The 22528-nt window shown below is 65.5% G+C and carries 20 protein-coding genes; 11 read left to right on the forward strand and 9 right to left on the reverse strand.

Annotation, left to right across the window (positions count from 1 at the left end):
• The first annotated feature begins 254 nt into the window (after window positions 1–254).
• Window positions 255–1496: a PucR family transcriptional regulator gene (locus NP3_RS13770; RefSeq protein ID WP_063041307.1), complete on the forward strand. Its 1242-nt coding sequence runs from the start codon at window positions 255–257 to the stop codon at window positions 1494–1496.
• A 194-nt stretch (window positions 1497–1690) separates the two neighbouring features.
• The gene (locus NP3_RS13775; RefSeq protein WP_063041309.1) at window positions 1691–2152 is read left to right on the forward strand and encodes a DUF2231 domain-containing protein; all 462 of its coding nucleotides are present in this window, start codon (window positions 1691–1693) and stop codon (window positions 2150–2152) included.
• A gap of 150 nt (window positions 2153–2302) precedes the next feature.
• Here the strand turns inward: NP3_RS13775 and NP3_RS13780 are convergent, their stop codons facing one another.
• Together NP3_RS13780 and NP3_RS13785 are read right to left on the reverse strand one after the other, a co-directional pair.
• Window positions 2303–3127 (reverse strand): amidohydrolase family protein, encoded by an 825-nt coding sequence (locus tag NP3_RS13780; protein ID WP_063041311.1) that lies wholly within the window; start codon window positions 3125–3127, stop codon window positions 2303–2305.
• Between the two features lie 19 nt (window positions 3128–3146).
• Window positions 3147–3938 carry a phosphatidylethanolamine N-methyltransferase family domain-containing protein gene (locus NP3_RS13785; RefSeq protein ID WP_063041313.1) on the reverse strand — a complete coding sequence of 264 codons (792 nt, stop codon included), beginning with the start codon at window positions 3936–3938 and terminating at the stop codon, window positions 3147–3149.
• A 103-nt stretch (window positions 3939–4041) separates the two neighbouring features.
• On the opposite strand from NP3_RS13785, the gene NP3_RS13790 reads away from it, so the two are divergent.
• On the forward strand, window positions 4042–4848 hold the full coding sequence (locus NP3_RS13790) for a nuclear transport factor 2 family protein (protein ID WP_063041315.1): 807 nt from the start codon (window positions 4042–4044) through the stop codon (window positions 4846–4848).
• A gap of 46 nt (window positions 4849–4894) precedes the next feature.
• Here the strand turns inward: NP3_RS13790 and NP3_RS13795 are convergent, their stop codons facing one another.
• Window positions 4895–5794, reverse strand: coding sequence for a sterol desaturase family protein (locus NP3_RS13795; protein WP_063041371.1), 900 nt, complete (start codon window positions 5792–5794; stop codon window positions 4895–4897).
• A gap of 215 nt (window positions 5795–6009) precedes the next feature.
• On the opposite strand from NP3_RS13795, the gene NP3_RS13800 reads away from it, so the two are divergent.
• The 3 genes from NP3_RS13800 (at window position 6010) to NP3_RS13810 (ending at window position 8411) form a co-directional block, all read left to right on the forward strand.
• Complete coding sequence (locus tag NP3_RS13800) at window positions 6010–7173, forward strand: sensor histidine kinase (RefSeq protein WP_245720920.1); 1164 nt, start codon at window positions 6010–6012, stop codon at window positions 7171–7173.
• Window positions 7170–7832 (forward strand): response regulator, encoded by a 663-nt coding sequence (locus NP3_RS13805; protein ID WP_084508561.1) that lies wholly within the window; start codon window positions 7170–7172, stop codon window positions 7830–7832. Before NP3_RS13800 ends, NP3_RS13805 begins: the two co-directional genes overlap by 4 nt.
• Before the next feature lie 171 nt (window positions 7833–8003).
• Window positions 8004–8411, forward strand: a complete 408-nt coding sequence (locus NP3_RS13810) for a hypothetical protein (RefSeq protein WP_245720921.1) — start codon at window positions 8004–8006, stop codon at window positions 8409–8411.
• On the opposite strand, the gene NP3_RS51475 is transcribed toward NP3_RS13810, so the two are convergent.
• From NP3_RS51475 to NP3_RS13820, 3 genes are all read right to left on the reverse strand, one after another.
• Entirely contained in the window at window positions 8373–8894 is a 522-nt protein-coding gene (locus tag NP3_RS51475) for an endonuclease/exonuclease/phosphatase family protein (protein ID WP_373864752.1), read from the reverse strand. The two genes, NP3_RS13810 and NP3_RS51475, sit on opposite strands and share 39 nt — an antisense overlap.
• A 99-nt stretch (window positions 8895–8993) precedes the next feature.
• Window positions 8994–9713 carry an aldehyde dehydrogenase family protein gene (locus NP3_RS51480; protein ID WP_373864750.1) on the reverse strand — a complete coding sequence of 240 codons (720 nt, stop codon included), beginning with the start codon at window positions 9711–9713 and terminating at the stop codon, window positions 8994–8996.
• Window positions 9714–10867: 1154 nt separating this feature from the next.
• A complete protein-coding gene (locus NP3_RS13820; RefSeq protein ID WP_063041321.1) occupies window positions 10868–11068 on the reverse strand; it encodes a hypothetical protein in 201 nt (66 codons plus the stop codon).
• Between the two features lie 258 nt (window positions 11069–11326).
• Between NP3_RS13820 and NP3_RS13825 the strand changes: the two genes are divergently transcribed.
• Window positions 11327–12475, forward strand: a complete 1149-nt coding sequence (locus NP3_RS13825) for an alpha-hydroxy-acid oxidizing protein (RefSeq protein WP_063041323.1) — start codon at window positions 11327–11329, stop codon at window positions 12473–12475.
• Window position 12476: 1 nt separating this feature from the next.
• Here NP3_RS13825 and NP3_RS13830 read toward each other — a convergent pair whose 3' ends face one another.
• The gene (locus tag NP3_RS13830) at window positions 12477–13103 is read right to left on the reverse strand and encodes a TetR/AcrR family transcriptional regulator (protein WP_063041325.1); all 627 of its coding nucleotides are present in this window, start codon (window positions 13101–13103) and stop codon (window positions 12477–12479) included.
• Between the two features lie 91 nt (window positions 13104–13194).
• Here NP3_RS13830 and NP3_RS13835 point away from each other — a divergent pair, with 91 nt between their 5' ends.
• Window positions 13195–14478, forward strand: coding sequence for a glycosyltransferase 87 family protein (locus NP3_RS13835; protein WP_063041327.1), 1284 nt, complete (start codon window positions 13195–13197; stop codon window positions 14476–14478).
• Between the two features lie 6 nt (window positions 14479–14484).
• Here NP3_RS13835 and ctaD read toward each other — a convergent pair whose 3' ends face one another.
• Window positions 14485–16230 carry an aa3-type cytochrome oxidase subunit I gene (gene ctaD, locus NP3_RS13840; protein ID WP_084508562.1) on the reverse strand — a complete coding sequence of 582 codons (1746 nt, stop codon included), beginning with the start codon at window positions 16228–16230 and terminating at the stop codon, window positions 14485–14487.
• Between the two features lie 197 nt (window positions 16231–16427).
• On the opposite strand from ctaD, the gene NP3_RS13845 reads away from it, so the two are divergent.
• From NP3_RS13845 to NP3_RS13855, 3 genes are all read left to right on the forward strand, one after another.
• Window positions 16428–17729, forward strand: a complete 1302-nt coding sequence (locus NP3_RS13845) for a cytochrome P450 (protein ID WP_063041331.1) — start codon at window positions 16428–16430, stop codon at window positions 17727–17729.
• 124 nt (window positions 17730–17853) lie between these two features.
• On the forward strand, window positions 17854–18138 hold the full coding sequence (locus tag NP3_RS13850; RefSeq protein ID WP_063041333.1) for a hypothetical protein: 285 nt from the start codon (window positions 17854–17856) through the stop codon (window positions 18136–18138).
• Between the two features lie 123 nt (window positions 18139–18261).
• Complete coding sequence (locus tag NP3_RS13855) at window positions 18262–20217, forward strand: cytochrome c oxidase assembly protein (RefSeq protein ID WP_063041335.1); 1956 nt, start codon at window positions 18262–18264, stop codon at window positions 20215–20217.
• Window position 20218: 1 nt separating this feature from the next.
• Here the strand turns inward: NP3_RS13855 and NP3_RS13860 are convergent, their stop codons facing one another.
• Window positions 20219–22501 (reverse strand): heavy metal translocating P-type ATPase, encoded by a 2283-nt coding sequence (locus NP3_RS13860; RefSeq protein ID WP_063041375.1) that lies wholly within the window; start codon window positions 22499–22501, stop codon window positions 20219–20221.
• Window positions 22502–22528: the final 27 nt, after the last annotated feature.

Consider the following 22528-nt stretch of genomic DNA (forward strand, 5'->3'; position numbering starts at 1 on the left):
CGTAGCAATGCGGGGGTGGGAAAATAATTGTCCCGAAGCACAATTGAGGCGGGTGTTTTTCTCCGGCTCGCGGTGTTGACGGTGACCGTCGTCACCCGGTACTACATGGGAACACGCAGGTGAGCAGCGTCATGCGAGTTCTGCTGTCACTGCACGCGGACGAGAAGAATCCGCGAAAATCTTGTGTTCGGAGACAAATGCCGAGCGGTTACGGGATTTATCGATAAATGGCCGCGTTGGGTAACGTGCAAGTCATGTCCGTTGTTCTGCCCCCGCTGTCCGGAAACGCGCCGATAATCGCCCGACTGGTCCGTCGGTTACCCGAAATCGCCGAACGCATGCTCGAGGCGGGCCTGGGCTCCACGCCACCGGCCGCGGATCTGCCGGACGGGCATTTCACCGGCGAGGTGCTACCCGCGATCGCCGGATGCGGCCAGGCCTTCCTGCGCGCGACCCAGGAGCAGCGGGTGTTCACCGGAGCCGAGGTGATCGAATTCGTCGGCCCGGTGGCCGAGCGACATGCCGAGGACCGAATTCCGTTGGGGCTGTTGATGCATGCCGTGCACGGCTCCGGTCAGGTGATCCTGCAGGAGGCGGCGGCGGTGGCCACGCCGGAGGATATGAACGATCTGATCGCCTTCGGCGCCCGGCTGCTCGATCTGCTGCGGGATATCAATGTCGCGGTAGTGGAGGCGTATACCGATGTGGAGCAGTCGATCTACCACGCCGAACGCGAGGCGCGCCGGGCGCTGTGCTCGGCCCTGCTGCGTGGCCAGCCCGCGGAGGAACTGGCGGCGCGCGCGGATGTCGTTCTCGCGGAACGCTATACGGTGCTCGCCATCCATATCCGCCCGGACGATCACCCGATCGTGGTCGCCGATCTGCTCACCCGTCGCCGCATCCGGGTGCTGCAGCGGGCATTGGACGGCATCGCCGGAACCAAGGCCTTGAGCACATTCGACGGCACGACCGGAATCGCACTGCTGCCGAGCGGTTCCGAATCCAAGGAGTATGAGCGGCTGGCCGCCGAACTCACCGACCAGTTCGGTGTCGATGTCTTCCTGGCCGAACGTCGCGCGGTCGAACGGGATCTGCTGCCGCATGCGGTACAGGAGGCGACCGATCTGGCCGAACTGGCCCGGTTGCTCAACCGGCCGCGCGGACTGTACGACCTGGATGATCTGCTGCTCGAGTATCAGCTGACCCGGCCGGGTCCGGCGCGGGACCGACTGGCCGACCGCATTGGCCCGCTGCTGTTGCGCTCGCACCTGTTCGAAGCACTGGAGGCGCATCTGCGGCACGGGTCCGATCGCAAGGCGGCTGCCGCCGAAGTGCATGTGCACCCCAATACCTTCAGCTACCGGCTCAAGCGCGTCGCCGAACTCACCGGTATCGATCCGAGTGAGCCCAATGGCTCGCGGTTGCTGGCGGCGGCGCTCACGGTGCATCGCTTCTATCCGGTGGGTGAAGCGGCGGAGATTGTCGAGGGGGAGTGATCGCTTTGGCGCGGGCACATCAGGGCTGGCCACGCATCGAGGCCTGCTCGGATCCGCGCTGTGGTATCGCCGCGGTGGCGCCGCTGCCGCCGACCGTCGTGCCGGGATGAACCGTGTACCGCGCTGAACCGTGAGGTGGGGGAGATACTTGGGCCGCAACCGTCGCCGCGGTCACGAACTCCGGGAGTTGCCTCATGTCGACGATCAACGGGCTACCCGCCCATGTGCTGCTGGTGCACCTCATCGTGGTCTTCGTGCCGCTGACCGCGGTGCTGCTCATCTTGTCGGCACTGTGGCCTGCGGCTCGTCGGCGGCTGATCTGGCTGGTCACGGCCCTGGCCGCGATCACTGTCGCCCTGACGCCGGTGACGACCGAAGCAGGTCAGTGGTTCCAGCGCAAACTCGGCGGATCCCCCGCCATCGATAAGCATGCCGACCTCGGCAACACGATGATCTACTTCGTGGTACCGCTACTGCTCGTCACGGCATTGCTCATCGTCGTCCACCTGCGCGACGAGCGTGGGCGTCCGGTGGGGCGCGCGGTCACCGTGCTGGCGGCGGTATTGGCGATTGCCGCAGGCGGTGCGGCGACCACCCAGGTGTACCGCGTGGGGGACTCCGGCTCGCACGCGGTGTGGGGTGCGCAAGCGCTGTAGCGGGCCACACTGGACTTCCCCGACGCCGAGTTTCCCCGCAGGACAACCAGTTTCGCATCGAGTTGCTCGCTTGGTCGCATATCCAGGGAGTATCGCGCAAAGGCCAAAAGCTTGTGTGAGATAGCGATCGGATGTGCCACCGCCACAGTGTCAGTCGGACTTGGAAAGGCCGAAGATGCGGGTGGCGTTGCCGGAGAGGAACAGGTCGCGGCATTCGTCGTCAAGGCCGAGGTCGTCGAGGCCCGCGAGGGCGCGCTGTGGCGGGATCATCGGGTAGTTGGTGCCGAAGAGGACCTTGCCGCGGCCGTGGGACTTCAGGTACGTCACCAGCTCCGGCGGATATCTGCGCACCGTGTAGGCGGAGGTGTCGATGTAGACGTTCGGGTATTTCGTCGCCATCGCGATCATCTCGGTGGTCCACGGATAGCCGATATGGCCGCCGACGATGACAAGTTCGGGGAACTCCAGTGCGACATCGTCGAGATATGGAATCGGGCGGCCGGTTTCGGAGGTGCGCAGCGGGCCGGTGTGGCCGACCTGTGTACAGAACGGGATGCCGAGGTCGACGCATTCGGCGTAGAGCGGGTAGTAACGCCGGTCGTTCGGCGGCAGGCCCCACAGCCACGGCACGATCCGCAGCGCCTTCATCCCGAGTTCGGTGACCGCACGGCGGAGCTCGCGCACCGCGACCATCGGCTTGCGCAGGTCCACCGACGCGACGCCGACCAAGCGCCCACCGGATTCCGCTACGAATCCGGCCACCTCGTCGTTGGAGATCAGCACGCCCTCCGGCCCGTACCAGGCGCTGATCAATGCGGTATCGACACCGCCCGCATCCATGGCGGCGAGCGTCGTGGAGACCGGCGGCGGCTGGTCCGGGATGGTGTCGCCGGTCCAGCGGCGCAGCGAGTCCAGCATTTCGTGCTGGAGCAGCCGTACCGTCGGATGCTGGGCCCACGCATCGATGATCGCCATCACGTCACTGTATGACGCCTCAGATAACGAAGGGAATCAAAGCCTTTCGATCGGCCGGATAGTCGGCGAACTTCTCGCGATACCACTTGTGCGTGGCGAATGCGCGCGGCACCAGATTCCCCGCGGTGATCAAGAAGATCACCACGCCCGCCAGGGACCAGGTGAGCAGGGCGAACCCGGCCCAGGCGATCAGTTCGGCGAGATACGCGGGGCTGCTGACGAGGCGGAAGCCCGCGCCGTGCGGGATGCGGTATTCGGTCGCACCCGGATTGTCCTTATCGCGCAGATCGCGCACGATCGATTCGGAGCTGACCAGCAGCGCGAAGCCGCCCAGGTAGATGACCAGACCGATCAGGAAGCGCGGATCGATCAGCCAGTCGGTGCCGTATTGGTGCAGGTAGTCGTGACTGAAGAGGGCGCCGTTGAGGTAGCCGTGCAGCGCTGTGACAAACATGCCCGCGGCGATTACCGAGACATTGAAGCTGCTGCGCTTGCCCGGGACCTGTCGGATCGACAGCGGGAAGAACCAGCCGCGGTTGCCGTAGTGCAGCAGCCAGATGGCCGCGAGCACCAGTGCGGTCGGCTCGAAGCGGTCCGGGCCGGTTAGATAGAACACCGCGAAGACAACCGTCGCGGGAATCTCCATCAACCACCAGCCGAGCTTCGGATTTAGGTTGAAGCCCATCTTGGTGGTGCCGAAACGGCCGTAGGGACTCTGCGCGAAAAGGCCGCCGATCAGCACGAATGCCGCGAAGGCGAAGCCGATCGTCAGCACCGTGTCGTAGGCGGTGTTGCCGGTGTACCAGTCCATAGGCGTCCTTGTCGACCAGGGCGCCGAGCACTTCTCACCGAACCCCCGGCGCCGAAATTAGAACATGTTCTACCATGTGACGCAGTAGCTAGGAGGAATTGCCATGCCGCTGGATTCCAGAGCCGAAGACCTGATCGCGGCCGTTCAGGCGTCACCGCGTGCGGTGGCGGCACACGACAAGGTGGCCTGGGTCGACCTGTTCACCACCGATGCCACCGTCACTGATCCGGTCGGTTCCCGCCCGCATATCGGCCGCGCGGCGATCGAACGGTTCTACGACACCTTCATCGGACCCAACACCATCGCCTTCCGGGTCGACCACGACTTCGTCGGCCTGTCCACCGTGGTGCGTGACTTGCTGATCCGCACCACCATGTCGACCGGCGCCACCGTGGCGGTGCCCATGCACCTGCGCTACGACCTCGTCGAGGACGACGGCGTCTGGAAGATCACCCGGCTGGCCGCTCATTGGGAGTTGGCCGCGATGATCGTGCAGTTACTGCGCACCGGACTGCCCGGACTCGGCGCGGCGCTGAAATTGGGTCCGCAGCTGATCGCGAATCAGGGCTTCGACGGCATGCTCGGCATGATGCAGGCGCTGCGCGGTATCGGCCGATCGGGCAAACGCGCTGCGGCCCAGGTGTTCGCGGCCGCCGCGGCCACGGATATCTCGCGGGTTCGCCGCCTGCTCAGCGAGCGCACGATTATCGAACTTCCGGCCGGAACCAGGATTTCGCTGGAGGAGTTCACCAATCGGGCTCGGAATATGCAGTGGGACAAGCTGATCGCCGCCGGACGCACGGTCAGTGCCAGCGTCCGGCTCGAATCGGCCCAAGGTGTCGCCTTCGTCGAATTCGCCCCGGACAGTCGTCGAATCACCGCTATCCGCATATTCATTCACTCGGTCTAGAGGTGGTCCGCGACGACGGTGAGCCGCCGCGGCCATCATGACGAAGCTATGCGGCGATCGATCCCTCGCGCGCTGGTTCGGGCAGGACCTCCTCGGCCTGCGCCGCTTCGGACCAACCGGGCGGCCCGAAGATGTAACCGAGCCGCCCACGCCACGTATTCGCATGGCGCACATCACTGATCAGCGCACCGAGCTCGTGGTAGTTGACCTTCAGCGGGTTATCGGTGCCGATGTTCTTGGTGAGGCCGTAGCGGATGGGTTCGCTCTCCGCGGCGAAGCTGCCGAAGAGCCGGTCCCAGATGATGAAGACACCACCGTAGTTCTTATCGATATACGGCTGATTCGAACCGTGGTGGATGCGGTGGTGCGCCGGGGTGTTGAACAGGAACTCGATCGGGCGCGGCAGGGTCCGGATGCGCTGGGTGTGGATCGGGAACTGATAGAGCAGCCCGATGGTCTGCAGCAGGAAGATCATCCACGCGGGCAGGCCGATCAAAGCCGCAGGCACCCAGGCGAATCCGCGCACGATGGTGGCCGCCGGATGCACCCACGGCAGGCGGATGGCGGTGGACAGATTGAAGTACTGACTGGAGTGGTGGACGCTGTGCGCGGTCCACAGCAGCCGCACCCGATGGTCGGCGCGGTGCGCCCAGTAGTAGCAGAAGTCGGTGACCACCAGTCCGAGCACCCACACCCACCATGTGGTCGGCGACAGGTGCAGCGGAGTGATCGCGGCCGCGACCACCACCGCCGAGAACGGAATCAGATACTGCAGCACCGGCTTCAGGAATCGGCCGAGCAGATAGGTCGCGACGTTGGAGGCCATATCCCGTCCGGAATGACCGTTAGCGGGACGATCCGGATCGCGGCGATAGTCGATCCACTCCACGAACATGAATACGGCGAACGCCGGTAAGGCGTAGATAAATAACTGCGCACCGATCACGATGGCTCCTCCGCTCTGCTGCTTCAACGCCACGTTACGGGCGCTGGCCTGGGCAAACATCGCGCTGCCGAGGGATTAGCGATCCCCCGGGCGGGGGATGCGCCGCGGCTGGCGCCCGGGCAGAGTTCGGTCCGAGGAATACGGGCGAACGCTGGGTAGGATCGCCCGCGGACGTCTCGACCCGGACTGCGCGAAGGTGGTGCGAACTGTTGGATGTGAGCAGATCGCTCGCCCGCCAATCGCTGGTCGTCGCTGGGGCGGCGGCTGCGGTCGATGCCGCGATGTTGACGTTGAACGGGATCTTCGCGGTGGCCCCATGGCAGGCCACCGCGGTGCTTATCGCCATCGTCGTGGCCGATCTCGCACTGGCCGCGCCGCCGCGCACCGCCGGTGCCGTTGCCGTGATCCAGGTGGCGCTGCGACTGGCCGAGGCCCTGATGCTGCACCGGCACGGCTTCGCCGCACGTTTCGCCGATGTCGGATTCCTGGTGGCGGGATATCGGGCGGGCGCCTGGATGGTCGGTCCGAAGTCCGTGCTGACCGTCACCGCGATGTCCGCTGGCTTCGCGAGCGCGCATCTGCTGATCAGCAGCAATACCTCGCACGATTGGCGGCTGCTGCTGGCCTCTACGGTATCGGCCGGGGTGGTGCCGTGGCTGGTCGGCCGGTATACGGCAGCGCGCGGCGCGTATATCGCGGATCTGGAGCAGCAGGCCAAATTGCGCGAACAGGAGCAGCGGACCGCACTCGCCCGTGCCGTCGCCGAGGAACGCGCCGCCATTGCCAGGGATCTGCACGATGTGATCTCCCATCACGTCAGCGCCATCGGCATCCACGCCGGTGCGGCCCGAATCGCCATGGCCGACACCGGGAATGCCGCCGCAGCTCGATCGCTGACCGCGGTGGAATCGAGTAGCCGCGCGGCCATGGTCGACCTGCGCCGCCAGCTCGATCTGCTACACGGACGCGAGGAGGACGGCCAGCGGCAGCCCGGACTCGCCGATATCGAGGATCTGCTGGAGCGGGTACGCGCGGCCGGTCTGGCCGTGGAATTCACCGTGCGCGGTGCGGTCGTCGAGCTGCCGGATTCGCTGAACCTGACGCTGTATCGCATCGTGCAGGAGATGCTGACCAATGCGTTGCGCCACGGCGACGGCGCGCACGCACGGCTGATCGTGGACTATCAGCCGAACCGGGTGGTGCTGGAGTCGATCAATCCGCTCGCCGACACCGCCGCGGTGGGCGATACCGCGGAGCACCGTGGACTGAGCGGTATTCGCCAACGTGCCGAATTATTCGGCGGCGAACTGCGATTCGGTCCGGACCAGACGCAAAACCATTGGCACACCAGGGTTTCCCTGCCGATCGGAGGTTCGTGAACGCACCGGTCCGGGTATTGATAGCCGACGACCACAGCATGTTCCGCTCCGGACTGCGCGCGGTCGTCGACAGTCAGACCGATCTCGAATGCGTCGCCGAGGTCGGCGACGGCCGCGGCGCCGTCACCGAAACCGCGCGGCTGCGCCCGGATGTCGCGATTCTGGATGTGCGCATGCCGAAGCTGGACGGACTCGCGGCCACCGCGGCGATCGTCGCGGCGGGCGGCACCCGCGTCCTCGTACTCACCACCTACGACAGCGATGCCAACCTGTACCGGGCGCTGCAGGCGGGAGCCAGCGGATTCCTCTTGAAGAGCCTGCCGCCGGAGGAATTGGTGGCCGCCATCCGGATCGCGGCTCGCGGTGACGCCCTGATCGATCCGTCGATGACCCGACGGTTGATATCCCGGTTCGCGGGCACGCTCGCCCCGCCCGACACCCCGCCCGAGGTGGAACAACTCACCGCGCGCGAGCGAGAAGTGTTGCTGCTCTTGGCCGATGCGCGCAGCAATGCCGAGATCGCCGCGACACTCGGCGTCGGCGAAGAGACGATCAAAACCCACGTATCCCGGGTACTCGCGAAACTAGGTGTGCGCGACCGCATTCACGCCGTCGTCTACGCCCACAAGCACGGCCTCGTCCCTCCGCGCAACCACTAGCAGGGCCAACGCACTCGCACCAAGCTTGCTGGCCCGACTATCCCGACACCGTTGCGCGTGGTTAACCTGGCGACCCGTTCGCGCGATAATCTCCAGTGAAGCCCCGGACCATCCCCTTCGGCCCGGGGCTTCGCCGAGCAGCGGGACTCATCGCATGGCACGCTGGCACCCGTGTCTGAATCGCCGAATCTCACAGGTCAGGGCCGGATTGCGTCGGTACTGCGTTTTGCGACCGAGCTCATTGCCTGGGTCGCGACGCCATGGGCGCTGGCCGGGTATTCGGTTGTGCTGGCCGTGCTTTCGGTGGTTGTACTGATCGGGCTGCCCGCCGTGTTCGCCACACCGGGTGATAAGAAGCAGGTGCTCGTCGCCGTACCGGGGTGGGGCACCATCGCGCTTGTGGTGTTGCAGCTGGTTGCGGCGGTCATTGCCGCCTGGGTGGCCTGGCCGGTGTGGCTTGCCGTCCTCGTCGGTGTGCTGGCAGTGCTGACGGTGATCGCGGAGTTGCCGCGCTGGCGCTGGCTGTGGGGCGGCAGTTCGCTATCCGGTGATGGTGGCGCGGACGAAATTGTGGTCTGAGAGGCCGTCGACCGCCACTACCGACGCGTCCTGAACGCGCGTGCCGCGCACGATCACATGGTCGATGAACTGTGATTTGGTGCCTGAGGTGCGCGGACGGGTCGGCGCGGAGGCGGGTGGCAGTTCGGCGATGGTGAAGTCGGGGCCGAGTGCGGTTGCCACGGCGGTGCGGTCGATATTGAAGTCGCCGAGAAGCACTGTAGTGCGGTCTGGTGCGGCGAGTTCGGCCAAACGGGCCAGCTGGCGGGCGCGACGCAGATCACCGGTCACGTGGGTGTCACGATGACCACGCCCGCCGTTTCGACCGCCAGTGCGCCATTGCCGGGATCGTTTTCGAAGGATTCGGCCGCGATTTCTCGGCCCGGTTCGTCGAGGACCAGGACGAGATGTTCGGTGGGATCTTGCAGCGGGGTGGTTCCGTTGCGTGGTCGCGGGACGCGCGGATAACGCAAGGCATGAATGTCCTTGTCGGACAGGGCTGATCGCAGACTCGCCAGTTGATCGCCGCTGACCTCCTGTAGCGCGATGACCTGTTCAGGTCGTTCGGCGATCCAGGCGGTCACCGCGGCAATGCGCGCCGCCTCATCGGGCCAGCGGGTCGCGATATCGGAGCCCCAATTCTCGTCGTGCACGCGGTGCAGGACATTCCAACTGGCCACAGTGATCACAGCTCACGATGCTAGTGCTCATCTGCCCGGAAGTTCGCGCGCGAATTCCGCCATGGGCACCTGCAACATTTGCCACCGTTCGGTGGGCCTGCGCGGCGGTGCGTCGAGATCGACCAGCAAATCCGGTGGCGACCGTCTTGGCGAGCCGGACGGCCTCGTCCACATCGGTGACCGGATAGAGAGCGACCAGTGGTCCGAAGGTTTCTTCACGGGCGCAATCCATTTCGGGGGTCACACCGGTCAGCACCGTAGGCTCGAAGAAGATGGGACCGAGATCCGGCCGTACCCTTGCCGCCGGTAACGACCGTCGCGCCTTTGGATTTCGCGTCGGCGAGATGTTTGGAAGCGATAGCCAGTGCGGCTCCGAGGTCCGAAGTCGCCGCGACGCCAGGCGTCGGGCTGGCGGGAAATTACCTGCGTGGTGCGCCGCTCGAGGTGTCGTGTTGCTCTGGTATCTGGGCGGCCGAAAAGCGATCTCCATAACGCCCCCGGGCAGCGACCAATTACCGGAGTCGCTGCGGCGCTGCATCAGGATCGCGCCACGGTCATCGACAACCAGCGCCGATCCTCCCGGAACCAGACTGTTGGCCTTGGGTGCGTTCGGGTCTCGGTAATAATCACGCCGTCTGCTCATATGGGTTACTGGAGAGTGAAGGCTATCCCGGGTTCTTCGTCGCTACCGCATTTCCTCGCCTAATGCATTGACGGCAGCATTTTTCGGCCACTTGGCCGCCATTTCGCGGTGGAGGACTCGGATGAATCCACTCAGTCGGGAGCCGGGAGTAGCAACTCCGACTCGCAACGCATCCGACGCGCGTCGGCCGGCCGCTTCAGGTTCTCCGATACCGGCCAGCGCACAAGCCAATTCGGCGACATACCAGGTTGCCTACTCGGATGTGAGCAAATCGGGATCGAAGCCAGTCAAGCCGCGCTCCAGCGACACCACCGCCTTATCCCACCGCCGGGCCAAACGGTAGGCCAAACCGCGCTGCATCTCGATCAGCGAGTCGGAGTAGAAGTACTGGGCATCGGGTCGATCGGAGTCCCCGCGGGCGATCAGCTCGGCAGCTTCGTCGAGTTTGGCCTCCAGTCACATTCACGCCCATACCGGACATCGCCGTGATCGCAGACCGCACACCGCAACCACACACACAACCACCTGGATCTCCGGCACTCGACGCGATCCAGGACTGGGTGGCTACACTTGAGGCCACCGCCGGTCCCGGCTGGCACGTGCGACGTGAACCCAACCCGCCTTACGGCTGGAATCTGCTGAGCGAGCAGGGCATGACTGTTTGCAGTGGCAGCCTCGACCGGCTCGAGCAGTGGCTCGAGCGACGTCGGCATGATGCGACGACACCGCTCCGAACCCATCTCGCCATCGACACAACCCTTCATCGAAAGGATGATCCCTCTTTAGGTGCACCGCCAAATTGCTTGCTGTCAAAGCGCATTCGAGCTACGCCCACAGGCTGGGTAACCTCGATACGCGGCGATGAAGCGTCGACGCCCTAGCGGTGGAGGTCGAGCTCCCGTCGATCACCGAGCCTGCGACGCCGGCTCAGCTCGACCGTGCAGCCAGCGCGATAGCCGTACGACTTGGATTCGGCCAACGGCGGCCACCGCGCAAACCTTCGATCGCGCCGCAGTGACCGAGCGCGGCGCGATCGAAAAGGGCCGGGAACGCACCACCGGCCGAATACGGCGACCTGCTCGCCCGGGGCGGCTTTCAGCTGCGCCGGGTGGTCGCCACGGCCGGGCCGCATTCGGTTATCGAGCGGTACCGGTCTAGAACTCGCCGCTGGTCGCCGGGTCGGCCAGTGCGCCCTCCGCGGTTCGTAATCGGTCGGTGAGCGCCGTGAGCAGGTCCATGGACTCGGTGGATAGTCCGAGCGCCAGCTGTACCAGGCGGCGGAGTGGCAAGCTCTTGATCTGACCGGCCACCAGAAGGTCGTGGTCACCAGGTCTGTCGAGGTAGTCGAGATTCACGGCGCGGTTCTCACAATCTGTCAGCTGCGTCCGGATTACCCGTCGCTCCAGCGGTTACTCGCGCTACAGCAGGTACGGCCATCGGACCTCGATGCGCAGGTCATGCGGTTCGAACACCCCGGCACTGTGACACACGTCGCACAGGCCCCTTCGCTGTGCCGTGGTCGAATGTTTCGCGGTTGATCATGGACATTAGCGTCTAATATTCCGGCAAGCGGAGGCTACCCCTCCGACCGACCCCTACCGAAGGGCAGAACAGTGGCGTTCGCGGACTATCAGAACGAGATCTACTTCGCCGCTCTCGGCGGGCATGCCCCGGAGTTCCCGATGGACTTCGCGACGCTCGAGGCGAAGGCATCGGCCGCACTGCCCGCGACGCTGTACTCCTATATCGCGGGCGGAGCCGGTGACGAGCTGACTCAGCGGCGCAACGTCGAGGCCTTCGAGGACTGGGGTGTGGTGCCGCGGATGCTCGCCGGTGCGACGGAGCGCGATCTGTCGGTGCAGGCTTGGGGAATCACCTTTTCCAGCCCGATCTTCATGTCCCCGGTCGGCGTGATCGGCTTGGTCGGCGATAAGCACGGTGATATCGCGGTCGCCGAGGCAGCGGCGAAATCCGGTGTGCCCGCGGTCTTCTCGACGCTCATGGAGGATCCGCTGGAGGACGTCATCGGCCACGCCGGTGCGACGCCGAGCTTCTTCCAGCTGTACACGCCGAAGAATCGCGACTTGGCCGCGAGTCTGGTGAGCCGGGCCGAGGCCGCCGGATATCGCGGCATCACGGTCACCTTGGACAGCTGGGTTCCGGGCTGGCGGCCGCGTGATCTGTCGATCGGGAACTTCCCGCAGCTGCGCGGCCATGTGCTGAAGAACTACACCTCCGATCCGGTCTTCCAGAAGATGGTCGGCTCGGACGATCCGCAGTCCATCGTGCTGCACTGGGTGCAGACCTTCGGAAATTCGCTCACCTGGGGCGATCTCGAGTGGCTTCGATCGCTGACCGAACTGCCGATCGTCCTCAAGGGCATCTCCCATCCCGAAGACGCGCGCCGCGCGATCGATGCGGGCGTCGACGGCATCTTCTGCTCGAACCACGGTGGGCGCCAAGCCAATGGCGGTCTCAGCTCGCTGGAGACACTGCCCGGGGTGGTCGAAGCCGTCGCCGACCGCGTGCCGGTGCTGTTCGATTCCGGTGTGCGCTCGGGCAGCGATGTGATCAAGGCGCTCGGCCTGGGTGCGACGATGGTCGGCATCGGCCGCCCGTACGTGTACGGCCTTGCGCTGGGCGGGGTTTCGGGTCTGGTACACGTGCTGCGGATGATTCTGGCGGAGGCCGATCTGCTCATGGCGGTCAACGGCTATCCGGATATCGCGGCAGTGCGCGAGAATATCCGGCCGAGGCGCTGAATCACGGTGTCATCAGGCTGATCAGGAATCGGGTCAGTACCTCGGTGATCCCGGCGAGGTCGGTCTGCTCGTCACCGGTGCTCCACTGGTGTACCAGCGCGAGCAGTGCGCCGACGTATCCGGTCACGGCGGTGTGGAACCCGCCGGGTGGCACGAATTCGGGTCCGAGCGCTCGCCGCATCTGGTCCTCGAAGAATGCCGTCCACAGCGCCCGCTGCTCCATCCTGCGCTGCTCGACCCGCTCACCGACCCCGACGACCTCCACATGCGCGATCCGGGCCACCCGCGGGTCACGCCCGATCGACTCCGCATAGGCCCGCACCGCCGCCTGCGCCAGACCGACCGCATCACCCGAGGCCGCCGCCGTCGCGGCGGTGACCGCCTGCCTGGCCTCGGTCTGGATCCGGTCGTACACCGCGATCAACAGATCCTCGCGGTTCTCGAAAAGCTCATAGAACTGGCTGCGCGCCAATCCGGCTGCCCGGCACAGTGCGGTAACCGAACTGTTCTGGTAGCCGCTTTCCCCGAATACCGCCACCCCGGCGGCCAGAAACTGCTCTCGCCGCTGCGCACGGCGGTAGGCGACGGGCCGTCCGTCGTACATCCGCGATGAGCCGCCAGCAGTCATCCGAGGACAGTACCGGTCTTGCCGAGCGGTGTGCGCCGCACGAGGAGTGCCACTACCGTGGGGCGGCGAGTCCGGACCCCGATCGCTGGAGATGAGCGTGCCTGTATCGACGATCGAGAATGCGGCGGCGCCGACCGCGGCGCCGACCGAGCCCGAACGCCGCACCATCCCCACGACCGCGTTCTGGGTGATCTCGGTCCTCGGGACGGTCGCCGGTGCGTACTACATCCACCAGGTGCGCGAAACGATGCAGGTGATGATGCATCTGATGGATCTGGGCGTCTATCAGATCGCCGGGCACCGGGTGGTCGACGGCGCCTCCATCTACGACATGCCGCTGCTCGGCCACACCCGCGGCGTCTGGGAGTTCGTCTACACACCGTTCGCCGCGCTGCTGTTCGTGCCGCTGGTGAATCTGCACGGTGACGTCTTCACCTATGTCGGTGCGTTCGGCAACTTCGCCATGCTGACGGCGTCGGTGTGGGCGGCACTGTCGATGCTCGGCTATCGGCGCGACCTGCGGCTGGTGCTGCTGGGCGTGCCGATCGCCGGACTGCTGATGTGGTGCGAGCCGGTGCGCGAGACCATGGCCTTCGGTCAGATCAATATCTTCCTGCTGTTGCTGGTCCTCGCCGATATGGCACTGCCGGATACCTCGCGCTGGAAGGGCGTGCTGACCGGGATTGCGGCGGGCATCAAACTCACCCCAGCCTTCTTCGTGGTCTATCTGCTGGTCACCCGCAGGTATCGGGCCGCTGGGACGGCCATCGGTGCGTTCGTGGCGACCGTTCTGATCGGTCTCGCGGCCATGCCCAAGGATTCGCTGACCTTCTGGAGCGGCGCATTCGCCGACCCCAAGCGCGTCGGCGTACCGGAGAATCCACGCAACGAATCGCTGCGCGGCCTGCTCGCGCGGACCGTCGGCGTCCAGGGTGTGCACCAATTGCTCTGGCTGGCAGGCGCTTTCGCCATCGCGGCGGCCTGCCTGTACCTGGCACGCCGGTTGTCGCTGACCGGATATGAACTGCCCGCGGTGGTACTGGTCGGACTCACCACCACCGCGGTGTCCCCGTACAGCTGGGTCCATCACTGGGTCTGGCTGGCACCGCTGCTGGTCTATCTGGCTGATCTGGCCTTGCGCAGACGCGGTGTGGTCGCGTCGATCGGTCTACTGGTCGCAGGGGTGGTCGCATCGGGTGGTGTCATCGCCTTCTTCGACCCGACGATGAGCAGCATTTACGACTATCCCGCAGGCAGCCATCTCGCGACATTCGTCCACAACGGATACATCTGGCTCACACTCGTATTATTCGCAGCCGCAGCCGTTCAGCTGCGACGTTCGGCACGTGACGCGCTACCCGCCGTGGCGCGATAGCCAGCGTCAGGACTCGGACGCGGGAGCCTGCGCCCTGTCCTGTTCCGCGACCGCTGCGGCGTGTTTGGCGCCCGAGCCCCAGCCGACGTGCAATTCGCTGCGCATGCGGTCGACCATGTGCGGGTAGTGCAGCTCGAATGCGGGTCGCTCGGAACGGATTCGGGGCAGTTCGTAGAAGTTGTGCCGCGGCGGCGGGCAGGTGGTGGCCCACTCCAGCGAGTTGCCGTAACCCCACGGATCATCGACGGTGACCACTTCGCCGTAGCGGTAGCTCTTGAAGACGTTCCAGATGAACGGCAGCATCGACGCACCGAGGACGAAGGCGCCGATGCTGGAAACCGTATTGAGCGCGGTGAATCCGTCGCCGGGCAGGTAGTCGGCGTAGCGGCGCGGCATACCCTCGGCGCCCAGCCAGTGCTGCACCAGGAAGGTCAGGTGGAAGCCGACGAGTGTGGTCCAGAAGTGCCACTTGCCGAGGCGTTCGTCGAGCAGTCGGCCGGTGATCTTCGGGAACCAGAAATAGATGCCCGCGAACGTCGCGAACACGATGGTGCCGAAGAGCACGTAATGGAAGTGCGCGACGACGAAGTACGAGTCGGTCACGTGGAAGTCCAGCGGCGGCGAGGCCAGGATGACACCGGACAGACCACCGAACAGGAACGTCACCAGGAAGCCGACCGAGAACAGCATCGGCGTCTCGAAGGTCAGCTGGCCGCGCCACATGGTGCCGATCCAGTTGAAGAACTTCACACCGGTCGGGACGGCGATCAGGAAGGTCATGAAGGAGAAGTACGGCAGCAGCACGGCGCCGGTGGCGTACATGTGGTGTGCCCACACCGCGATCGACAGCGCGCCGATGGACAGCGTCGCGTAAACCAGTGTGGTGTAACCGAATAGCGGCTTGCGGCTGAAGACCGGGAAGATCTCGGTGACGATCCCGAAGAATGGCAGCGCGACGATATACACCTCGGGATGGCCGAAGAACCAGAACAGGTGTTGCCAGAGCAGGATGCCGCCGGTGGCCGGATCGTAGATATGGCCACCGAGGTGGCGGTCGTAGGCCAGCGCCATCAGCGCTGCGGTCAGAATCGGGAAGGCGAGCAGGATCAGGATGCTGGTGACCAGGATATTCCAGGTGAATATCGGCATACGGAACATGGTCATACCGGGAGCACGCAGGCAGATCACCGTGGTGATCATATTGACGCCGCCGAGGATGGTGCCGACACCGGAGACCGCCAAGCCCATGATCCACAGATCCGCGCCCGCTGTCGGTGCGTGCTCGATGGTGCTCAGCGGGGTGTAACCGGTCCAGCCGAAGTCGGCGGCGCCGCCGGGCGTGACGAAGCCCGCCGTGGCGATGGTCGCACCGAACAGATACAGCCAGTAACTGAAGGCATTGAGCCGGGGGAACGCCACATCCGGCGCACCGATCTGCAGCGGCAGCACGCAGTTGGCGAAGCCGAACAGGATCGGCGTCGCATAGAACAGCAGCATGATCGTGCCGTGCATGGTGAACAGCTGGTTGAACTGCTCGGTCGACAGGAACTGCATACCTGGGCGGGCCAGCTCGCCGCGCATCAGCAGCGCGATGAGACCACCGATGAAGAAGTAGGTCATCGCGGTGGTCAGATACATGACCCCGAGCACCTTCGGATCGGTGGTCGTGATCATTTTCCAGAAATAGGAGCCCTTCGGCCCGACCCGCTGCGGATAGGGCCGAACTACCTCGAGTTGAGTAGTGGTACTCACGGGCCGTCGCCACCTTCCGATCGCCGAGCAGCCTTGTCCGGATTATGCGCCTTTTCGGTCTCCGACATGCGCGGTTTGCCCCATTGCCGCCGTCATGTCTGCTGCCACGGTATGAGCCCGGCTGCGACCACGGTGGGATGTGCGCCGGTCACGCGCGCCGTAGCTTGGATTACGTCAATCGGGGACGTTGGAGCGCAATGAAGAGCTTGATGCGATGGGCGATGCTGCACGGCACGCCGGGACTGTTTCTTCGGCTGCAGGCTCGTCGCGGTGATCCGCTGGGCGTGCTGCTCTCGGACCCGCGGGCGAGGGAGAATCCATATCCCTACGGTGACCGGATCCGCGAGCAAGGGCGCATTGTGCGCACCCCGTTCACATGGGCCAGCGCCGATCACGAGATCTGCCGGAATATCCTGCGCGACAAGAATTTCGGTGCGACACCGCCCGAGAGCCTGCAGCTGCCGCGACCGATGCGCGCGCTGATGCGGGCCAGCGATCTGAAACTGGCCAGTCCGGTCGAACCGCCGTCCATGCTGGTGGTCGACCCGCCGGAGCACACCAGATACCGCAAAACCGTCGCGCAGGCCTTCACCCCGCGTGCGGTCGACCGGCTGCACGACCGGATCGTCGAGGTGACCGACGAACTGCTCGACGGACTGGCCGGACGTGATCGGGCGGACCTGATCGGAGATTTCGCCGTCCGGCTGCCGATCGCGATCATCACCGAAATCCTGGGCGTACCCGTCGAGAAACGTGACTTCATGCTCGAGGTCGGGCATGCGGGCGCACCGCTGCTCGATATCGGGGTTTCGTGGCCGGTGTTCCGCAATGCGGTGGCCGCACTGCGGCGCAGTCAGGACTTCCTGGTCGGGCATATCGAGCGGCTGCGCAGTGCTCCGGGTGACAACATTCTGAGTGATCTCGCCACCGGCGGTCAGCTCAGCGCTCCCGAACTCATGGCCACCGCAACCCTTGTCGCGGGCGCCGGTTTCGAGACGACCGTCAATCTGATCGGCAATGGTGCGATGCTGCTGCACCAGCATCCGGACCAGCTCGAACTGCTGCGTGCCGACCCGGAACGCTGGCCCGGTGCGATCGAGGAGATGCTGCGCTTCGACTCTCCGGTGCAGATGACCAGTCGAACGGCCCTGTGCGACACCGAGATCACCGGTGTGCGGATTGCCGAAGGGGAGATGGTCTCGCTGCTGCTCGGCTCCGCCAATCGGGATCCGGCGGTATTCGCGGACCCGAACACCTTCGATATCGACCGCCCGAATGCCAGGGACCACCTGTCGTTCAGCAGCGGTGTGCACGCCTGCCTCGGCGCCAGTCTGGCCCGGATGGAGGGCGCGATCGCACTGCGGACTTTGTATGAGCGGTTCCCCGATCTTCGGATCGTGGGTGACGCGCCGCACCGTGGATTGGCGAATCTGCGTGGCTACCAGCGCATTCCGGTTGCGCTCGGCTCCGCCCGCACACAAGATCCGGTGTCGCTGTGAACGCCGCGAACGTTGGTGTGCCGCATATCACGAGTAACGGCTAATGCTTGGCTAACGATTGTCCGGAGTGTGGGGACGCACCTGGTCACCGCATTCGGATCGAGCCGCAGGGAGGGCATTGCCGATGGATACCGCAACGGCCCCAACGTTTTTCGAAGAGGTCATCGAATCGCTGGACGCACTGCCCGGCTGCACCTTCCGCTTCGACGATGTGCCCTGCCGACATCGCGCCGAATGGCATATCCGCAAACGCCCATGCTGTCGGCGCAGCGGCGTCGACCTCATGTGCGACACCTGCTATTTCCGCATCCACGGCTTCTTCGCCATGGGCGTGCGATTCCAATGCGCCGGTTGCGGTGCGCTCTCGGACACCTTCGGTGCCATGTACCCCGTCGCCGTCCGGCTGTGACCCCTACCGGATCCGCGATGTGAGCTGCGTCGCATCGCCCGCGGCTCGGGAACCAACATCGGGCAGCGGCCGACCTGTGTGCGGGGGCTGGCACCTCCATTGCCCATTCGGTACCGAGGATTGGTGGAATACGTGCAGGTCAAGCGCTCGCTCGACCACCTCGTCTGGCTGATCGCGGCACTCGTCACCGGGGTGCTCGTGCTGCTGTCGGTGCTCGCGGCCGGAGATATGCCCTACCGGTCGGCGGGTATCGCCTATCCCGGATTCCTGGATGTCCTGCTCTATGTCGCGCTGCGGCTGGTCGCCGCGCTGTCGGGCGCGCTCACCCTCGGCGCGTTGATCTACGCGCTCTGCTGCACCGTTGTCACCGCGCGCGGCCGGGTCGATGTGGACGGGTATGCCGGGGTCCGGGTGGCGGAGCAGGCGAGTCTCGGGTGGCTCGTCTCGGCGCTGATCCTGATTCCGGTGAGTGCGGCGAATGCGGGTGGGCTGTCGATGAGTGCCGCGCTGGAGCGGGGTGCGATCGGCGCGCTGATCGATGCGAGCGAGAAGCCGAAGGCCTGGATCGTGGTGGCGGTGCTGGCCGGTGTCGTCGCGCTGGTGACGCGGCTGACGTTGGCGTGGACCGTACTGGTGGTGCCGACCGTGCTGGCGCTGATCGCGGTACTACCGCCCGCAATGGTCGGCAATGCGGGGGAGGGGCCGAATCACGACTTCGGCACCGGCGCGATGATCATCTTCCAGCTGGCGGTCTCGGTGCTTCCGGGGCTGGCGTGGTGTGTGGCGGCGCAGGTGCGGCGCAACGGTTTCCAGGTAGCGGCCGCGGTTCGGCGATACGTGCTCATCGGGTCGCTGTGTCTAGGCGCGGCAACGCTCAGCGGGTTGGTGCTCGGAGCCATCCTGCTGCCGTGGTCGGCGCTGTTCGGCACCGGCTACGGTCGGCTCGCCCTGGTGGTTGTCGTATCGGCGGTCGCCATCGCGATCATGCTGAGAAGGATTACCGCCGAACATGTTTCGAGCGCCGTGATCTCAGGAACCGGCGCGCTGTCCGTGGTGGCGACTGCCGCGTTGGTATCGATGGCCGTCCAACCGGCTCCGGCTTTCGCCGATCGCTCGTTCACCGCGCAGGAGGTGTTCCTCGGTTTCGATCTGCCGGCGCAGGCGGACCTCTGGCGGCTGACGACCACGTGGCGCTTCGATATCGTCCTCGGTACCGCCGCCATCGTCGGGATCGTGCTATACGCCACCGGAGTGCTGCGGCTGCGGCGACGCGGCGACAACTGGTCGCCATGGCGCACGCTGTCGTGGACGAGCGGCTGTGCGGCCCTGCTGATTTCGACATCCTCGGGCATCGGTGCCTACGGCTACGCCATGTTCAGCATGCACATGATCACGCATATGGCGCTCAATATGTTCGTACCGGTGCTGCTGGTGCTCGGTGCGCCGGTGACCCTGCTGTTGCGCACCGTGCCCGCCGCCCCCAAGGACGCGGTTCCCGGTGTGCGCGAATGGGTTCTGTGGATTCTGCATTCCCGCCCGACCGCGATGCTGGCCCACCCCGGCACCGCGATCACGGCCTTCGTGCTCTCGCTCTACGGCCTGTACTTCACGCCGCTGTTCCAGAACCTGATCCGATACCACTGGGGGCACGTCTTGATGAACGTGCACTTCCTGATCATCGGCTATCTGTTCTACTGGGCCATCATCGGCATCGACCCGGGTCCGCGCCGACTGCCGCATCTGGGTCGGCTCGGTATGTTGTTCGCCATCATGCCTTTTCACGCCTTCTTCGGCGTCGCGGTGATGTCGATGAACACCGTCATCGGCGAGCGCTTCTACGGACAACTCCAATTGCCTTGGCATATGGACCTGATGGCCGATCAGCGGGTCGGCGGCGGCATCGCCTGGGTCTCCGGTGAGATCCCGATCCTGCTCGTGGTCGGTGCGCTGCTGACCCAGTGGGTTGCCCAGGATCGCCGCACCGCGGTGCGCACCGATCGCAAGGACGACGAGTACGGAGACTCCGAACTCGCCGCCTACAACGCCATGTTGGAGAAGTTGGCGCAGTCGCGCCGCTGATTCAGCGCGCGAACCGAACCCGCCGCAGCCGCAGGCTGTTCGAGACCACGAAGAACGACGAGAACGCCATGGCCGCACCGGCGATCAGCGGATTCAGCAGGCCGAGTACGGCCACCGGGATGGCGACCACGTTATAACCGAAGGCCCACACCAGATTTCCCTTGATGGTGCGCAGGGTGGCGTGCGCGAGTCCGATCGCATCGGCAACGGCCGCTAGATCGTCGCGGACCAGGATGACATCGGCGGCCGCGATCGCGACATCGGTACCCGCTCCGATGGCCATCCCGAGGTCGGCGGTGGCCAGCGCGGCGCCGTCATTGATGCCGTCGCCGACCATCACGATCCGCCGCCCCTGCTCCTGCATGCGGGCGATCAGTTCGACCTTGCCCTCCGGAAGCAGTTCGGCGACGACCTCATCGATACCGATCTCATCCGCGACCGACTGGGCGGCGTAGGCATTGTCACCGGTGAACATCATGACGCGCAGACCGAGCGTATGCAGCCGGGCGACGGCATCGGCTGCTGTGTCCTTCACGGTATCGGCGACCGCGATCACCGCGCGGGCGGCACCGTCGATCACCACGAGCACCGCGGTGCGTCCGGCGCGTTCTTCTCGGCGCACTGCACGACTCAGTGTCTGCGGCACATCGATCCCGCGATCGTTCAGCAGACGCAGGCGGCCGACCATCACCTCACGACCCGCCACCAGACCGCGTGCACCCAGACCCGGTAGCGCTGTGAAGGATTCGACCTCCGGCAATTCATCGAGCACGGCCCTGGCGTGCCGGGTGACGGCTGCCGCAACGGCATGTTCGGAGGCTGCCTCGACCGCCCCCGCCAGTCGCAGCACCTCGTCCTCGGTCACCGAATCCGTCACTGTCATCCCGACGACGCTCATCACGCCGTTGGTGACGGTCCCGGTCTTGTCCAGCACCACGGTGTCCACATCGCGAGTGGCCTCGAGCGCCCGATGCCCCTTGATGAAGATGCCCAGTTGCGCACCGCGCCCGGAGGCCACCATCAGCGCGGTCGGAATCGCCAGCCCCAGCGCGCACGGACACGCGATCACGAGCACCGCAAGGGCGGCCGAGGCGGCCCGGTCCACACCGGAACCGAGCAGCCACCAGGTTGCGAAAGTGCTTGCCGCCACGGCGAAGACGAACGGCACGAAGACCGAGGAGACCCGGTCGGCCACGCGCTGCATGCGCGCCTTCCCGGTCTGCGCCTGCTCGACCAATCGGATCATGCCGGAGAGCTTTGTATCCGCGCCCACCGCGGCCGCCTCCACGACCAGCCGACCGGTGAGTGCGGTAGTGCCGCCGATCACCGCCATCCCCTCGGTCACCTCGACCGGAATGGATTCGCCGGTCATTGCACTGGCATCCACGCTCGACTCGCCGGAGACCACGAGACCGTCGGTGGCGATGGTCGCACCGGGGCGAACCACGAACCGCTGTCCCTCGACGAGTTCGCCGATGGGGACCCGCATTTCGCGATTGTCGCGGGTCAGCACCGTGACCTCGCGGGCGCCGAGCGCGGCGAGGGCCCGCAGCGCACTGCCCGCCGAACGCTTGGCCTTCGCCTCGAAATACCGTCCGGCGAGTACGAATGTGGTGACGCCCGCGGCGGCTTCGAGGTAGATCGAATCGCCGGACCAGAACGCGTCCCACACGCCCTTCGGGACGTCGGTCCGGTCCGCGTGCAGGAACATGGTGTCCAGCGACCACAGCGTCGCGGTCGTCACGCCGACCGATACCAGCGTGTCCATGCTCGCGGTGAAATTCCTCGCGCCCGCCAGTGCTTTTCGATGAAATGGCGCGGCCGCCCAGACCACAACGGGCAGCGCCAGCACGGTCAGGATGATCTGCCAGCCGGTGATCCTGGTGGCCGGGACCATCGCGAACATCACCGACAGATCGGCGAGGGGAAAGAACAGCAGCAGCGCGACGACCAAGCGGCGGAACAGATCCCGGACCGCCGCCTCCTCGGGGGCGGAGGATACGGGTGCGGTGCTATCGGTTCTCGGTTCCGCGCCATAACCCGCCGCGACTACCTCGGCGCAGAGCTGATCGGCCGAAATGTGCTCGGCCGCATCGACGGTGGCGACGCCTGTCGCGTAGTTCACCGAAGCGAGTACGCCGTCGACCTTGTTGAGCTTGCGTTCCACTCGGTTCGCGCAGGCGGCACAGGTCATTCCGGATACCGCGAGCGAAATGCGGGTGGTCGCAGCCTCGGGACGGGTGGCGAGATCAGACCCACCCGTCGCCCGACCGCCACCCCTCATCGAATCGCTGCGCAATGCTGTGTTCAT

The sequence above is a fragment of the Nocardia pseudovaccinii NBRC 100343 genome, assembly GCF_001613225.1.
Lineage (GTDB): Bacteria > Actinomycetota > Actinomycetes > Mycobacteriales > Mycobacteriaceae > Nocardia > Nocardia pseudovaccinii.

Coding starts and splice junctions, on each gene's coding strand:
- NP3_RS13770 (WP_063041307.1), top strand. CDS start 255: ATGTCCGTTGTTCTGCCCCCGCTGTCCGGAAACGCGCCGATAATCGCC.
- NP3_RS13775 (WP_063041309.1), top strand. CDS start 1,691: ATGTCGACGATCAACGGGCTACCCGCCCATGTGCTGCTGGTGCACCTC.
- NP3_RS13780 (WP_063041311.1), bottom strand. CDS start 3,127: ATGGCGATCATCGATGCGTGGGCCCAGCATCCGACGGTACGGCTGCTC.
- NP3_RS13785 (WP_063041313.1), bottom strand. CDS start 3,938: ATGGACTGGTACACCGGCAACACCGCCTACGACACGGTGCTGACGATC.
- NP3_RS13790 (WP_063041315.1), top strand. CDS start 4,042: ATGCCGCTGGATTCCAGAGCCGAAGACCTGATCGCGGCCGTTCAGGCG.
- NP3_RS51480 (WP_373864750.1), bottom strand. CDS start 9,713: ATGAGCAGACGGCGTGATTATTACCGAGACCCGAACGCACCCAAGGCC.
- NP3_RS13830 (WP_063041325.1), bottom strand. CDS start 13,103: ATGACTGCTGGCGGCTCATCGCGGATGTACGACGGACGGCCCGTCGCC.
- NP3_RS13835 (WP_063041327.1), top strand. CDS start 13,195: ATGAGCGTGCCTGTATCGACGATCGAGAATGCGGCGGCGCCGACCGCG.
- NP3_RS13845 (WP_063041331.1), top strand. CDS start 16,428: ATGAAGAGCTTGATGCGATGGGCGATGCTGCACGGCACGCCGGGACTG.
- NP3_RS13850 (WP_063041333.1), top strand. CDS start 17,854: ATGGATACCGCAACGGCCCCAACGTTTTTCGAAGAGGTCATCGAATCG.
- NP3_RS13860 (WP_063041375.1), bottom strand. CDS start 22,501: ATGAGGGGTGGCGGTCGGGCGACGGGTGGGTCTGATCTCGCCACCCGT.